Origin of the sequence: Halomonas sp. HK25, assembly GCF_047795635.1 — a bacterium.
Classification (GTDB): Bacteria; Pseudomonadota; Gammaproteobacteria; order Pseudomonadales; family Halomonadaceae; genus Halomonas.
This window is the reverse complement of the sequence record NZ_CP181044.1, coordinates 2,558,319-2,572,756: the sequence shown is the minus strand read 5'-3', so window position 1 is coordinate 2,572,756 and position 14,438 is coordinate 2,558,319. Positions and strand designations below refer to the sequence as shown.

The 14,438-nt window shown below is 67.8% G+C and carries 14 protein-coding genes; 5 read left to right on the top strand and 9 right to left on the bottom strand.

Annotation, left to right across the window (positions count from 1 at the left end):
* Positions 1 to 56: 56 nt before the first annotated feature.
* Positions 57 to 602, bottom strand: coding sequence for a hypothetical protein (locus tag ACM26W_RS12290; RefSeq protein WP_416137280.1), 546 nt, complete (start codon positions 600 to 602; stop codon positions 57 to 59).
* A gap of 226 nt (positions 603 to 828) precedes the next feature.
* Between ACM26W_RS12290 and folE the strand changes: the two genes are divergently transcribed.
* The 4 genes from folE to ACM26W_RS12270 all read left to right on the top strand — a co-directional run bounded on the left by folE (position 829) and on the right by ACM26W_RS12270 (position 3,907).
* Positions 829 to 1,386, top strand: coding sequence for a GTP cyclohydrolase I FolE (gene folE, locus ACM26W_RS12285; protein WP_416137279.1), 558 nt, complete (start codon positions 829 to 831; stop codon positions 1,384 to 1,386).
* Between the two features lie 25 nt (positions 1,387 to 1,411).
* A complete protein-coding gene (folX, locus tag ACM26W_RS12280; RefSeq protein WP_416137278.1) occupies positions 1,412 to 1,822 on the top strand; it encodes a dihydroneopterin triphosphate 2'-epimerase in 411 nt (136 codons plus the stop codon).
* Positions 1,823 to 1,927: 105 nt separating this feature from the next.
* Positions 1,928 to 2,329: a hypothetical protein gene (locus ACM26W_RS12275; protein ID WP_416137277.1), complete on the top strand. Its 402-nt coding sequence runs from the start codon at positions 1,928 to 1,930 to the stop codon at positions 2,327 to 2,329.
* Between the two features lie 120 nt (positions 2,330 to 2,449).
* Positions 2,450 to 3,907: an NAD-dependent succinate-semialdehyde dehydrogenase gene (locus ACM26W_RS12270; protein WP_416137276.1), complete on the top strand. Its 1,458-nt coding sequence runs from the start codon at positions 2,450 to 2,452 to the stop codon at positions 3,905 to 3,907.
* A gap of 161 nt (positions 3,908 to 4,068) precedes the next feature.
* Here ACM26W_RS12270 and purH read toward each other — a convergent pair whose 3' ends face one another.
* From purH to dsbD, 7 genes are all read right to left on the bottom strand, one after another.
* Positions 4,069 to 5,649, bottom strand: coding sequence for a bifunctional phosphoribosylaminoimidazolecarboxamide formyltransferase/IMP cyclohydrolase (gene purH, locus ACM26W_RS12265; protein ID WP_416137275.1), 1,581 nt, complete (start codon positions 5,647 to 5,649; stop codon positions 4,069 to 4,071).
* Between the two features lie 93 nt (positions 5,650 to 5,742).
* Positions 5,743 to 6,075: a DNA-binding transcriptional regulator Fis gene (gene fis / locus ACM26W_RS12260; protein WP_416137274.1), complete on the bottom strand. Its 333-nt coding sequence runs from the start codon at positions 6,073 to 6,075 to the stop codon at positions 5,743 to 5,745.
* Positions 6,072 to 7,130: a tRNA dihydrouridine synthase DusB gene (gene dusB / locus ACM26W_RS12255; RefSeq protein WP_416137273.1), complete on the bottom strand. Its 1,059-nt coding sequence runs from the start codon at positions 7,128 to 7,130 to the stop codon at positions 6,072 to 6,074. The genes fis and dusB overlap by 4 nt, the downstream gene beginning before the upstream one ends.
* A gap of 138 nt (positions 7,131 to 7,268) precedes the next feature.
* Positions 7,269 to 8,183, bottom strand: a complete 915-nt coding sequence (prmA, locus tag ACM26W_RS12250) for a 50S ribosomal protein L11 methyltransferase (RefSeq protein WP_416137272.1) — start codon at positions 8,181 to 8,183, stop codon at positions 7,269 to 7,271.
* Between the two features lie 238 nt (positions 8,184 to 8,421).
* Positions 8,422 to 9,765: an acetyl-CoA carboxylase biotin carboxylase subunit gene (gene accC, locus ACM26W_RS12245; protein ID WP_416137271.1), complete on the bottom strand. Its 1,344-nt coding sequence runs from the start codon at positions 9,763 to 9,765 to the stop codon at positions 8,422 to 8,424.
* A gap of 43 nt (positions 9,766 to 9,808) precedes the next feature.
* Positions 9,809 to 10,267 carry an acetyl-CoA carboxylase biotin carboxyl carrier protein gene (gene accB, locus ACM26W_RS12240; protein WP_416137270.1) on the bottom strand — a complete coding sequence of 153 codons (459 nt, stop codon included), beginning with the start codon at positions 10,265 to 10,267 and terminating at the stop codon, positions 9,809 to 9,811.
* Between the two features lie 241 nt (positions 10,268 to 10,508).
* A complete protein-coding gene (gene dsbD, locus ACM26W_RS12235) occupies positions 10,509 to 12,356 on the bottom strand; it encodes a protein-disulfide reductase DsbD (RefSeq protein WP_416137269.1) in 1,848 nt (615 codons plus the stop codon).
* Between the two features lie 219 nt (positions 12,357 to 12,575).
* Here dsbD and ACM26W_RS12230 point away from each other — a divergent pair, with 219 nt between their 5' ends.
* Positions 12,576 to 13,754 carry a DUF2333 family protein gene (locus ACM26W_RS12230; RefSeq protein ID WP_416137268.1) on the top strand — a complete coding sequence of 393 codons (1,179 nt, stop codon included), beginning with the start codon at positions 12,576 to 12,578 and terminating at the stop codon, positions 13,752 to 13,754.
* A 97-nt stretch (positions 13,755 to 13,851) separates the two neighbouring features.
* Here ACM26W_RS12230 and ppa read toward each other — a convergent pair whose 3' ends face one another.
* Positions 13,852 to 14,382, bottom strand: coding sequence for an inorganic diphosphatase (ppa, locus tag ACM26W_RS12225; RefSeq protein ID WP_416137267.1), 531 nt, complete (start codon positions 14,380 to 14,382; stop codon positions 13,852 to 13,854).
* Between the last annotated feature and the right edge of the window lie 56 nt (positions 14,383 to 14,438).

The window sequence follows — 14,438 nt, the reverse complement described above, 5'->3', positions numbered from 1 at the left end:
GTAATAATGCAGAGCGCCCCCTTGGAAGGGGGCGCTGTTGTGCGTACGGGCCTGGCTTACTGGTCCGGGTCGGGACGCTCGGCGGGAATCGGGTTGGCCACGCCGGCACCCTCGGACTGGCGGCGCTGGATATTGATCCGCTCGGAGACGTTCTCCTGCTCCTCGATGATAAGGTCACTGGCCAGCCGCAGCTCGAAGGTATGTTCGGGAGTGATCTCGCAGCGCGTCCCCTCGCAAGCAGCAATGCCGAAGTTGCCATCCGCTCCAAAGGCCGCCGCCGAGAGCTCACCGGTGTAGATCTCGCTGTCGCTGCCGTCGGTGGCGATGCAGGTCACCGACTTGGTCGTGATGCGCACCCGCTCGCCGTCGAGCAGGGCATCGCCCACCATGATGCAGTGGCTCGGCAGTTCAGAGGAGCCCTGATCGTTGGTGACCGGGCGCAGCAGGATGTCATCACGGCGTGACGCCTCCTGATCCAGGGTGAGCGAATCGATCACCTGCACCTCGAGGCGCGCGTCGGCGGGCAGTTCCAGGGTCGCGGCCAGCGCCAGAGACGGGGTGAGCAGGGCGGCCAGCAGCAGAATCGTAGGGGTCTTGTTCATGTCGAGCTCTCGGAAGAAGTCGTGCACTGCATGAGAGCAAGGATTCTAGCACAGGGGATTGGAGCCCTCCCATTCACCGGGGCCGTAGGGTGCGGCAGGTTGTCACGTGGCGGGCCTGCGCCGCGGTAGGGCTTGCGCTAGAATGCGGATTCAAGGCAAATCATATTGTACAGAATATCTTTCTTGTATATCTTCTGTACATGATAACGACCAGGACGGGCTGACAATGACCGAAGAAATCGCCAACCACTACCGGCAGATCATCCTCGCCCTGGGCGAGAACCCGGATCGCGAGGGCTTGCGTGACACACCCAGGCGCGCGGCCAAGGCGATGCAGTTCCTGAATTACGGTTACCTGCAGTCGCTGGAGGAGATCGTCAACGGCGCCGTCTTCGAGTCGGAGACCGACGAGATAGTGCTGGTCAAGGACATCGAGCTCTACTCCATGTGCGAGCACCACCTGCTGCCTTTCATCGGCAAGTGTCACATCGGCTACCTGCCCAGCGGCAAGGTGCTGGGACTCTCCAAGTTCGCCCGCATCGTCGACATGTTCGCCCGCCGCATGCAGATCCAGGAGAACCTGACCCGCCAGATCGCCGAGGCGGTGCAGCAGGTTACCGACGCCCGCGGCGTGGCGGTAGTGATCGAGGCCAAGCATCTGTGCATGATGATGCGGGGCGTGGAGAAGCAGAATTCCAGCATGACCTCCTCGGTGATGCTGGGTGCCTTCCGCGACAACCCCTCCACCCGCTACGAGTTCCTGACCCTGGTCAACGGACGCTGAGGCCCACCCGCCAAGGAGATCGGCCATGACGCTGCACGCCATCGATGACCAGCACTTCGATCATGACCTGGCCACGATCCGTATCAAGAACCTTCGCCTGCGCACCCATATAGGGATCAAGGAGGAGGAGATACAGAATCGCCAGGACGTGGTGATCAACGCGGTGATTCGCTATCGCGCCGACAAGGCGGTGGCCTTCAACCACATCGAGCAGGCGCTCAACTACCGTACCATCTCCAAACAGGTGATCGCCCATGTGGAAGGCAACCGCTTCCTGCTGCTTGAGCGCATGACCCGAGAGGTGCTGGACCTGGTGATGGCCCATGAGCAGGTACTGACCGCCCAGGTGGAGATCGACAAGCCCTACGCACTGCGCTTCGCCGACTCGGTCTCGATCACCCTGTCCGCCAGTCGTGAGCCACGCCGCACCCCCTGAGGTGTCGGCCGGGCTCTGCCCTGGAAGGCCCCGTCGCTTTGAGCGTCGGGGCCTTAACGCTTAGCATGTGGCAGCTGTCATCACACGGATCGACCAGGAGTCATCTTGAACGTCGACAAACAACCCCCGGTGCCTGCCCGGCGCCGCTACTCACCCTGGGCCATGGGCGCCATCGTCGCCGCGCTGCTGGCCCTGCTGCTGCAGGGGGCGCTGGTGCCCCTCAACCTGGCCGCCGCGGTGATGGCGCTGATCGGTCTGCGCCAGATCCGCCGCGAGCCGTCTCGCTACATCGGCCGGGCCTTCTGCTGGCTGGCCATCGTCCTGGTGCTGATCCTCGCCGTGCTGACCGCCATGCTGGAGCAGACCGCCCCTGAACCGCCGGCCCAGCACAGGGTCCCCGATGAAGCGCACAGGGTCTCTGACGAAGAGCGCCGGATACCCGAAGCAGAACAGAGGCTTCCCGCTGAAGAGCAGTTGGCGCCCGAAGAGGCCGTCGGCGACCGGTGACAAACTCTGTCAGGATCATGGCGCCGGCCCGCCGAGGTCCCGTATCCTAGAGCCGTCTCGCCAGCAGATCGCCTCCAGGCCGCCTTTACAACAACACCGCCTTGCCCTCAGGAGATGCCCATGGAAGCCCTAAAGGAAACGCAGCTTTACTGTCCCTTCGCCTACATCGATGGCAGCTGGGTTGCCGCCGACAGCGGCGAGCAGATCCAGGTGCTCAATCCGGCCACCGGCAAGCCCGTCGGCGATGTGCCGCGCCTGGGCCGCGCCGAGACCGAGCGCGCCATCGAGGCAGCCCATGCCGCCCTGCCGGCCTGGAAGGCGCAGACCGCCCAGGAGCGGGCCGACATCCTGATGAAGTGGCACGACCTGATGCTCGAGCACCAGGATGATCTGGCCATGATCATGACCTTCGAACAGGGCAAACCGCTCAAGGAGTCTGCCGGCGAGATCGCCTACGCGGCAAGCTTCCTGCGCTGGTTCGCCGAGGAGGCGCGGCGTGTCTACGGCGAGACCATTCCCGCCGCCAAGGCCAACCAGCGCCTCCTGGTCACCAAGCAGCCGGTGGGCGTGGTGGGGGCCATCACCCCCTGGAACTTCCCGGCGGCGATGATCACCCGCAAGGCGGGCGCCGCCCTGGCCGCGGGCTGCACCATCGTGTGCAAGCCGGCCAGCCAGACACCGTTCTCCGCCACCGCGCTGGCACTGCTGGCCGAAAGCGCCGGCGTGCCCCGCGGCGTCTTCAACGTGGTCCCCGGCCGTGCCAGCGAGATCGCCGCGGCCATGACCGAGTCGCCGCTGGTGCGCAAGATCACCTTCACCGGTTCCACCGAGGTGGGTCGCGAGCTGATGGCCAACGCCTCCCGGCACATCCAGAAGATCTCCCTGGAGCTGGGCGGGAACGCGCCCTTCATCGTCTTCGAGGATGCCGATCTGGACGCCGCGGTGGAGGGCGCCATGGCCGCCAAGTTCCGCAACGCCGGCCAGACCTGCGTCTGTACCAACCGCTTCCTGGTGCAGTCCAGCGTGGTCAACGCCTTCTGCGAGAAACTCGCGGTGGCCATGCACAGCGAGCTCAAGGTAGGCGACGGCACCAAGCCCGGTATCAATATCGGCCCGCTGATCGACGACAAGGCGGTGGCCAAGGTCAGCGAGCACGTCCAGGACGCGGTGGACAAGGGCGCCGAACTGCTGATGGGTGGCCACCCCCACCCGCTGGGCGGTAGCTTCTTCACCCCGACCCTGATCAGCTTCGCCAACGCCAGCATGAAGGTGGCGAGGGAGGAGACCTTCGGTCCGCTGGCGGCAGTGTTCCCCTTCGATGACGAGGAGAGCGCGGTGGAGATGGCCAACGACACCGAGTTTGGCCTCGCCGCCTACTTCTACTCCCGTGACCTGGGCCGCGTGTGGCGCGTCGCCGACGCCCTGGAATATGGCATGGTGGGCATCAACACCGGGCTGATCTCCAACGCCGCCGCCCCCTTCGGCGGGGTCAAGGCCTCTGGCCTGGGCCGCGAGGGTGGCCACCAGGGGCTGGAGGAGTTTCTCGAGACCAAGTACCTCTGCATCGATCTGGGCTGACTGGGCTTCGCCCGGAGCTGGAAGTTTGAAGAGCGGCGCTTCGCGCCTGGAAGCTGGAAGTAAAACACCCCCGTCGATTGCTCGGCGGGGGTGTTTTACTTCCAGGAGAGGCTCAGGCTGCTGTCTTCCAGCTTCCAGCTTCCAGCTTCCAGCTTCCAGCTTTAGTGGCGGAAGTGGCGCATGCCGGTGAAGACCATGGCGATGCCGGCCTCGTTGGCGGCGTCGATCACCTCCTGGTCGCGCATGGAGCCGCCGGGCTGGATTACCGCGGCGATACCGGCGGCGGCGGCGGCATCGATGCCGTCGCGGAAGGGGAAGAAGGCGTCGCTGGCCATCACCGAGCCGGGCACCGAGAGGCCCTCGTCGGCGGCCTTGATGCCGGCGATCTTCGCCGAGTAGACGCGGCTCATCTGGCCGGCGCCCACGCCGATGGTCTGGCCGCCCTTGGCGTAGACGATGGCGTTGGACTTGACGTACTTGGCCACCTTCCAGGCGAACGCCAGGTCGCGCATCTCCTGCTCGGTGGGGACCCGCTCGCTGACCACGGTGAGCTCGTCGCGTCCGACCATGCCCAGATCGCGGTCCTGGACCAGCAGGCCGCCGGTAACGCGCTTGAAGTCGTGGGCGTGCTCACGCTCGCCGGGCCAGTGCGCACCGACGTCGAGCAGACGCACGTTCTGCTTCTGGGCGACGATCTTGGCGGCCTTGGCCTCGACCCCGGGGGCGATGATCACCTCGACGAACTGGCGGTCGATGATGGCGCGGGCGGTGTCGGCATCAAGCGGCACGTTGAAGGCGATGATGCCGCCGAAGGCGCTGGTGGGGTCGGTGGCGAAGGCCTTGTCGTAGGCCTCCAGGGCGCTGGCACCCACCGCCACGCCGCAGGGGTTGGCGTGCTTGACGATCACGCAGGCGGTGTCGGTGAAGGCCTTGACGCACTCGAAGGCGGCATCGGTATCGGCGACGTTGTTGAAGGAGAGCGCCTTGCCCTGCAGCTGGCTGGCGGTGGCCACGCTGGCCTCGCTGGCGCCGGCTTCGACGTAGAAGGCCGCATTCTGGTGCGGATTCTCGCCGTAGCGCATGGCCTGCTTCTTCTCGAACTGCAGGTTGTAGGTGCGCGGGAAGCCATCCTCGCCGCCGGGCACGAGCTGGCCCAGGTAGTCGGCGATGGCGGCGTCGTAGCCGGCGGTGTGCTCGAAGGCCTTCACGGCCAGGTCGAAGCGGGTGGCATCAGACACCGCGCCGTCCTGGGCGGCGATCTCGGCCAGCACTCGGGCGTAGTCGCCGGCGTCCACCACGATGGTGGTGTGGGCGTGGTTCTTGGCGCAGGCGCGCACCATGGTGGGGCCGCCGATGTCGATGTTCTCGATGGCGTCTTCCAGGGTGCAGTCCGGTTTGGCCACGGTCTGGGCGAAGGGGTAGAGGTTGACCACCACCATGTCGATGGGGGCGATGTCGTGTTCGGCCATCACCGCATCGTCCTGGCCGCGGCGGCCGAGGATGCCGCCGTGGATCTTCGGGTGTAGGGTCTTGACCCGGCCGTCCATGATCTCGGGGAAGCCGGTGTGCTCGGACACCTCGGTGACCGAGATGGCATTCTCCTGAAGCAGGCGGAAGGTGCCGCCGGTGGAGAGCACTTCGACGCCGCGCTCACTGAGGCCGCGGGCGAAGTCGACGATGCCGGTCTTGTCCGAGACGCTGATCAGGGCGCGGCGGACCGGGGTGGGGGAGGCTTGGGCCATGGGGGTCACTCTCTGCTGACGGGTGGGACGAAGAATCCGGATGGCATGCGCATGACATGCCAAAGGGAGCCCGGGGGCTCCCTTCACAACTGTTCAGATCAGGTCGTACTGCTTGAGCTTCTTGCGCAGGGTGCCGCGATTGAGGCCGAGCATTTCCGCGGTACGGGTCTGGTTGCCCTGGGTGTGTTCGAGCACGGCGGCGAGCAGCGGCGCCTCGACCTCGGCCATCACCATGGCGTAGAGCCCGGTGACCTCTCCGCCGTCCAGGTGGGCAAAATAGCGGCGCATGGCAAGGTCCACCGCCTCCCGCAGCGGGCGCTGGCCGACGGATTCGTCGAGCGCCTGCGGGCGTTCGCCGTCCAGCCCGGCGAGTTCCTGGCGATGTCCAGACAGCTCGGGGTTCGGGGGAAAGGCTGGGCTGGTCATGCGGCTCGTGTCCCTTTCGTCGTCACGCACTCCGGCGGCGCGGCGGCCGGCGGGCAGGCGTGACGAAAGCAGTCGTCGATGAAGCGATGCTGGGCGGCGGTGCTCTCCAGGCCGTTGAAGGTGGCCTTGAGATCGCGCTGTGTCTCCGTCGTCAGGCGGCTGTCGCCGGCCAGGTACCAGCCGACGTGCTTGCGCGCGATGCGCACGCCCATGTGCTCGCCATAAAAGTCGTGCAGGGCCTCGAGGTGGTCGCGCAGCACGTCGGCGCGCTCCTCCTCGGCCGGGGGCGCCAAGCGCTCCCCGTGACGCAGATAGTGGTCGATCTCGCGGAAGATCCAGGGGTTGCCCTGGGCGCCGCGGCCCACCATCACCGCATCCGCTCCAGTATAGTCGAGGACGGCGGCGGCCTTCTGTGGGGAGTCGATATCGCCGTTGGCGAACACCGGGATGCCCACCGCGGCCTTGATCGCGGCAATGGTGTCGTACTCGGCATCGCCGGTGTAGCGCTGCTGGCGATGGCGGCCATGCACGGCCAGGGCACGGATGCCGGCGGCCTCGGCCAGGCGTGCGATGCGCACGCCGTTATTGCTGTCGGCACACCAGCCGGTGCGGATCTCGAGGGTCACCGGTACGTCCACCGCGGCCACCACCGCCTCGAGAATCTCGGCCACCAGGGCCTCGTCGCGCAGCAGCGCGGAGCCCGCGGCCTTGTTGCACACCTTCTTGGCCGGGCAGCCCATGTTGATGTCGATGATCTCGGCGCCCTGCTCAGCGTTGAGCCGCGCCGCCTCGGCGAGCATCCCGGCGTCGCCGCCGGCGATCTGCACGGTGCGGGGGCCGGGCTCACCGCGGTGATCCATGCGCAGCCGCGACTTGCGGGTGTGCCACAGGCTGGGGTCCGAGGTGACCATCTCGCCCACCACCAGCCCCGCACCCAGTCGCCGGCACAGCTGGCGGAAGGGGCGGTCGGTGACGCCAGCCATCGGCGCCAGGATCACCCGGTTAGGCAGCTGGTGGTCTCCGATGCGAGGCAGGGGCGAGCGGGTCTCGGGCATGACGGTGGACGGTGGTGGCAAAGGGGGGTCATATCATACGCCCCCGGCCGGATGGGGTGAAGTAGCGATGGGTCGCGGTCAGGCCGATCGCCGCCCGACGGATCGCCGCCCGACGGATCGCCGCCCGACGGATCGCCGCTAGACGGGTCGCCGCCCGGTAAGCCGCACCCAGCCTTCGCTGACCACCGGCTCGTCCATGCGCAGGCCCTGGTCGCGGTAGGCGTCGAGCACCTCCTCGGCCTGGGCGGCGAGGATGCCGGAAAGCGCCAGGCGCCCGCCGGGGGCGAGGTGGCCGGCGATCATCGGCGCCAGCTCGACCAGCGGGCCGGCGAGGATATTGGCCACCAGGATGGGGAAGGTCTCGCCGTTGTCGAGCTGCTCGGGATAGCAGAGCCGGAAGTCGGGCGCGGGGATGCCGTTGCGCTCGGCGTTGTCGCGGCTGGCCTGCAGCGCCTGGGGATCGATATCGGTGCCCACGGCGCGACCGGCGCCGAGCTTCAGGGCGGCGATGGCCAGGATGCCGGAGCCGGTGCCGATGTCCAGCACCGGCTGATTGTCGAGCGCCTCGGTCACCGCCAGGCCGTCGAGCCAGGCCAGGCAGAGCGCCGTGGTGGGGTGGGTGCCGGTGCCGAAGGCCAGGCCCGGGTCCAGGTGCAGGTTCACCGCGCCGGGCTCCGGCGGCTCGTGCCAGCTCGGCACGATCCACAGCCGCTCACCCATCTGCATGGGCTGGAAGTCGTCCATCCACTCGCGTTCCCAGTCGCGGTCGGCCAGCAGCTCGACCTCGATCTCGGGGCAGGGCTCCCCGGGCATCACCTCGGCCCAGGAGGCGGCCAGCCGGCCGAGCATGGCATCCACGCCCTCCAGGTCGTCGTAGAGGCCGGTGAGCACCGTCTCGCTCCACAGCGGCGTGCTGCCGCGCTCCGGCTCGAAGACCGGCTCGTCGTGGGCGTCCTGAAGGGTGATGGCCGTGGCGCCCTCGTTGAGCAGCAGCTCCTCGAGGGTCTCGGCCTGCTCGGGGGGGATATGGGCCTTGAGTTGCAGCCAGGGCATAGGTGTTCCTGTGGTGGCTCAGGAATGAAAAGGCCGCACGGCGGTGTCGATGCGGCCTGGATGGTGGCATGGAGCGGCGGCGAGGGGGCGCCGGGGGCAGGCTTGGAGGGGGTCCTACGCCAGGGATGGCGTCGGTAGCGCCCAGGGAAGGGTTCACAGCGCCCCCGAAAAAGCCTGCCGCCGGATCAGCCCCGAGCCGTGTGGCGCTCGGGGCTAACGGATGCCGGCGGTCATGGGGTCAGAGCCCCAGCTTCTTCTCCAGGTAGTGGATATTGACCCCACCCTGCTGGAAGTAGCCGTCGCGCACCAGGTCCTTGTGCAGGTCGGTGTTGGTCTTGACACCTTCCACCAGCAGCTCGTCGAGGGCGACGCGCATGCGGGTCAGGGCGGTCTCGCGGTCGGCGCCCCAGGTGATCAGCTTGCCGATCAGCGAGTCGTAGTGGGGCGGTACCGTGTAGCCGGTGTAGACGTGGGAGTCCATGCGCACCCCGAGGCCGCCCGGCGGGTGGTAGAGGGTCACCTTGCCGGGGGAGGGCATGAAGGTGCGGGCGTCCTCGGCGTTGATGCGGCATTCGAAGGCGTGGCCGGCGAGCTTGACCTCCTCCTGGGAGATCGACAGCGGCAGGCCGGAGGCGATGCGCAGCTGTTCGCGGACGATGTCCACGCCGGTGACCATCTCGGTGACCGGATGCTCCACCTGCACGCGGGTGTTCATCTCGATGAAGAAGAACTTGCCGTCCTCGTAGAGGAACTCGAAGGTGCCGGCGCCGCGGTAGCCAATGGTGATGCAGGCCTGGCGGCACGCCTCGAGCACTCCGGCGCGGGCCTCGGGGTCCAGCATCGGTGCCGGGGCCTCCTCGATCACCTTCTGATGGCGGCGCTGCAGGGAGCAGTCGCGATCATAGAGGTGAACGGCGTTGCCCTGGCCGTCGGCCAGCACCTGCACCTCCACATGGCGAGGATTCTCGAGGAACTTCTCCATGTAGACGGTGCCATCGCCGAAGGCCGAGTGGGCCTCGGTGCGGGTCACGTTGACCGCGGAGAGCAGGTGGGCCTCGGTGTGCACGACGCGCATGCCGCGACCGCCGCCTCCGGCCGCCGCCTTGATGATCACCGGGTAGCCGATGCGACGGGCGATGGTGACGATCTCGCCCTCGTCATCCTCGGGCAGCGGGCCGTCTGAGCCAGGCACCGTGGGCACGCCGGCCTTCTTCATCGATTCGATGGCGCTGACCTTGTCACCCATCAGGCGGATGGTCTCTGCCCGCGGGCCGATGAAGACGAAACCGGAACGCTCGACCTGCTCGGCGAAGTTGGCGTTCTCGGAGAGAAAGCCGTAGCCGGGGTGGATGGCGCTGGAATCGGTGACCTCCGCGGCGCTGATCAGCGCCGGGATGTTGAGGTAGGACTGGGCCGAGGAGGCCGGACCGATGCACACGGCCTCGTCGGCCAGACGCACGTGCATCAGCTCGCGGTCGGCCTTGGAGTGGACCGCCACCGTCTTGATGCCCAACTCCTTGCAGGCGCGCAGGATGCGCAGGGCGATCTCGCCTCGGTTGGCGATGAGAACCTTGTCCAGCATGATAGATCCGCCAGTGTCGGGTGAATGAGGGAGACAGCGGTGATTAGGCGAGCACGAGCAGCGGCTGATCGTACTCGACCGGTTCGCCATCCTCGACCAGAATCGCCTCGACCACGCCGTCGCGGTCGGCTTCGATCTGGTTCATCATCTTCATGGCCTCGACGACGCACACGGTGTCGCCCTTCTTGACGCTGGCCCCCACCTCTACAAACGGCTTAGCGCCCGGAGCCGGGCTGCGATAGAAGGTGCCCACCATGGGTGACGAGATGGCCTGACCCTGATAGCCGGGGCCTTCATCGGCTTCGGCGGGGGCGGGCGCCGCCGGCGCCTGGGGGGCGGGCTGAGCCGGGGCCGCATAGCCCTGGGGCATGTTGGGCTGCCAGCTCGCGCCGTTGGGATGGCGGCTGATACGCACCGACTCCTCACCCTCCTGGATCTCGATTTCGCTGATGTTGGACTCTTCGAGCAGCTCGATCAGCTTCTTGACCTTGCGGATATCCATGACGTTGTCCCGATCGCTTGGGTGCGTGAATGAGGGCTGGCCCGGTGGCGCTGTCAACTCGGGCCAACTTGCCATAGATCGCGGCAAGATGGCGTCTCTTGCCGCACTAATGGCAGTGAAAAAGGGATAACTCCGGAGTTTGCCGAAAATCCGCGGGGATGTCCAGTAGCGAGGAGAACACCGTTCGAAGCAGGGATTTAAACGACTGTTTGACGACGTTCGCGCCTGCACGCGGCGTCGGTCAGCCCTGCCTGCCGTCCAGCCAGTCGAGCACGCCTTCCAGATGAGAGGCGAGTCCCGGGGCGCGCACCTCGCCCTGGATGCGCGCCTCGAGAAGCTCCCCGGCATCATGGAAGAACAGCAGGCTGGGCGGACCGAACAGGCCGTAATGGTCAAGCAGTTCGCGGGAGGCGCCGCCCGAGTCGGTCACGTCGACGTTGATGCGGGCGAAGGCAGAGAGGTGCTCGGCGACCCGCGGGTCGGGGTAGACCTGGCGCTCCATCTGCTTGCAGGAGATGCACCAGTCGGCGGTGAAGTGCACGAAGCTGGGACGGCCATCCCCCACCGAGGCGAGTGCCCGCTGCAACTCGTCGAGGCTCTGCACGGTGGTGACCTCGGCGGGCTCGACGCCTGCGCCGCCGGCACTGGCGGTTCCGCCCAGATTGGCCAGGGGGCGCAGCGGGTCCTGGGCGCCGCTGGCGGCCCCCAGCACCAGGGCCAGGCCCCAGGCCAGCAGCAGCAGGCCGGCGGCCTGGCGAGCCCGGGGCCAGCCCTGGGGCAGGTTGACCGACATGGCGCCCAGGGCCAGGGCGCTACCGATGGCCAGCCCTGCCCACATCAGCAGTGCCACCGCCGAGGGCAGCAGGCGCTCCACCAGCCAGATGGCCACGCCCAGCAGCAGGATGCCGAAGGCGATCTTCACGCCGTTCATCCAGGCGCCGCTGCGCGGCAGCAGCGTGGTGCCGAAGGTGCCCACCAGCAGCAGCGGCACCCCCATGCCCAGCCCCAGGGCGAACAGGGCCGCGCCGCCCATCAGGGCGTCCCCGGTGGTCGAGATGAACACCAGGGCCCCGGCCAGAGGGGCGGAAACGCAGGGGGAGACCACCAGCACCGACAGGGCGCCGGCCAGCGCCAGGCCGCCGGGACCGCTCTGCTGGGCGCGGGTCTGCCAGGCATCGATGCGCCCGGCCAGTCGTGGCGACATGCGCATCTGGAAGGCGCCGAACATGGCCAGGGCGAAGAGGGCAAAGAGCACGGCAAAGGAGATCAGCACCGGCGCCGACTGCAGCCGCGCCTGCAGGTTGAGCCCGGCGCCGAACAGGCCCATCAGTACCCCCACGCCGGCGTAGGTCAGCGCCATGCCGGCCACATAGCTGGCGGAGAGCACGCAGGCGCGCGGCCGGGTGGGGTTCTGCCCGACGATGATCGAGGAAAGGATCGGCACCATGGGCAGCACACAGGGCGTGAAGGTCAGGCCCAGGCCGGCCAGGAAGAACAGCCCCAGCACCAGCGGCAGGCTGGCGTTGGACATCAGGGCGCTGAAGCGGCCGTCCTCGCTCTGGGGCGCGGCCGGCCCCGCGGCGGTGCCGCCATCGCCCGAACCCGGCGAGGCGCTGGCGTTGCCACCGACCAGGGCAGCGAAGGCCGCCGGCGCATCGCGCTCCGGCACCTCCAGGGAGACCCGCTCCGGCGGGTAGCAGAGGCCGGCATCGGCGCAGCCCTGGAAGGTGAAGGTAAGCGGGAAGAAACCGCTGGCCGACTCCTCGAGGGGCACCTCGAGCACCATGCTGTCACGGAAGACGTAGACGTCGCCCAGGAATTCGTCGCTGGTGAACTCCCCCTCGGGAATCGCCGGCTCGCCCAGGGCCACCGCGTCGGATTCCACCGCCAGCTGGTGGCGATAGAGATAATGCTCCGGCGTGACCTCGACCCCCACGTAGAGGGTCTCGCCATCGTGCCAGGCCTGGGGCTGGAAGGCCTCGAGGACCGGCAGGAAATCCTGCGAATTCGATGACGAGAACCACTGCGCCTGGCCCGTGAGGGGCAGCAGCATCAGCACAAGCGTCAGAGCGAGGCGTTGGGCGATCAAGGGTGCATCCTTTTCCTTGCGGGTGTCGGGGTGGGCTCGGTCGTCAGACCGGCGGGCGTCGGGGCGGTTCCCCGGGACCACCGGCGGGGCGCCGGAGCGCGCACTGGGTGCTAGGATATCGCAGTAGCCGCGGTACTTTTACCGTGTCGTGTCCGAGGGCGTGCGCCTGATTGTCGCATCGCTTCGGGCTCCTGTTCATTAGGCAAGGATTATCCCACGATGGCCTTGAGAAGCTGGCGCGCCGCACGGCGTCGTAGAAGAGAGGAGGCGCTGGAGCGCCCCCAGTATGGCTGGATCTGGAAGCCACTGCTCTGGCTGTTGGCGCTCTATCTGCTGGTCTGTGTGGCGCTGGGCATCTGGTGGAGCCAGCCACCGGCGCCCTTCGACGTGGAGCAGGCCACCCTCGAGCGTCGCGGCGAGCTCGCCTATGCCCCCGCCGCACGGGGCACGGTCAGTGTGGCGACCCTGGCCACCACCGTGGAGACGCTGCTGGACAAGCCCGGAGGCTACCTGCGCAATGACATCGCCCCGCCCGGTGTGTGGCTCGACAACATGCCCAACTGGGAGCTCGGGGTGCTTCGGCAGTCCCGCGACCTGGCCCGGGCCCTGCCGCAGATGGCGGAAGGAGACACCGGCCATCTCGAGGAGGCGCTCGAGGCGCTGCTGGGCGACGACCGCGACTGGTTCTACCCTTCTACCGAGCATCGACTCGAGCAGGCGGTAGAGGCCCTCGACCGTCAGCTTGGCGAGCTCGGCGCCGAGGACCCCGGCTTCGCTCCCGGCCAGGGTGTTTCCACCTGGTTGGCGGCGGCCTCGGCGCGTCTCGATGACCTGTCGCGGCGCCTGGCGGCCAGCGTCGGCAGCCATGAGGCGCTGACCGAGCTGGCGGTGGAGACCGAGTCGCTGCCGCCGCGCACCCCCTGGTACCGGGTCGATGATATCTTCTTCGAGGCCCGCGGTACCGGCTGGGCGCTGGCGCAGCTGCTCGAGGGCGTGCAGCGCGACCAGGCCGACGTGCTGGAGGCCACCGGTGCCGGCGCCGAGTGGGAGCGCCTGCTGGCGGAGCTGGCCATGACCCAGCGCCGGCTGTGGAGCCCGGTGGTGCTCAACGGCTCCGGCTTCGGGGTCTTCGCCAACCACTCCCTGGTGATGGCGCTGCACATGACCCGGGCGCGGGACCTCGCGGCCGCCCTGGCCGAGCGGCTATCCGAACCGCCGGAAGCGCTGGCGCCCCCCGAGCCTGTGTCCGCCGAGGACCCGGTCGAGCCCCCGGTGGTCGAGGTCGAGACGCTCGAGGAAGCCCCGGTGGCGCCGGCCCCCGAGGCGCTGGCCGCGCCCGAGAAGGCACAGCCCGAGGCCGAGCAGGCCGCGCCGGCGGAGGATGACCGGCCCGAGTAGCCGCCAATCGTCCTCCGGACAGGTTCCTCCAATGCAGCAGGGCCGCCCCATGGGGCGGCCCTGCTGTTCTGACAGGCGGCGCTTGCCGGCGAGAGGCTCAGGCCTTCTCGTAGGCGATCACGGACTTCTCGATGGCCTTGCGGGCGGCCTCGACGCCTTCCCAGGATTCGACCTTGACCCACTTGCCCTTCTCGAGATCCTTGTAGTTCTCGAAGAAGTGGGCGATCTGCTGGCGCAGGAGTTCGGGCAGATCGGTCACTTCCTGAACGTCGTCGTACAGGCTGGTGAGCTTGGCGTGGGGCACGCAGACCAGCTTGGCGTCCTCGCCGGCCTCGTCGGTCATGTTGAGGATGCCGACCGGGCGGGCGCGGATGATGCAGCCGGGCTGGACCGGGTAGGGGGTGACCACCAGAGCGTCCAGCGCATCGCCATCGTCGGCCAGGGTGTGGGGGATAAAACCGTAGTTGGCCGGGTAGTACATCGGCGTGGCCATGAAGCGGTCGACCAGCAGGGTCCCCATGTCCTTGTCGATCTCGTACTTGATCGGGGCATGGTTGGCCGGGATCTCGATCGCCACATAGACGTCGTTGGGGAGGTCCTTGCCGGCGGGGATGTTGTCGAAGTTCATCGTCGCTTCCTTGGGTTGGAAATCAGCGTGACACATCGCTGAGCGAAAAAATCTGC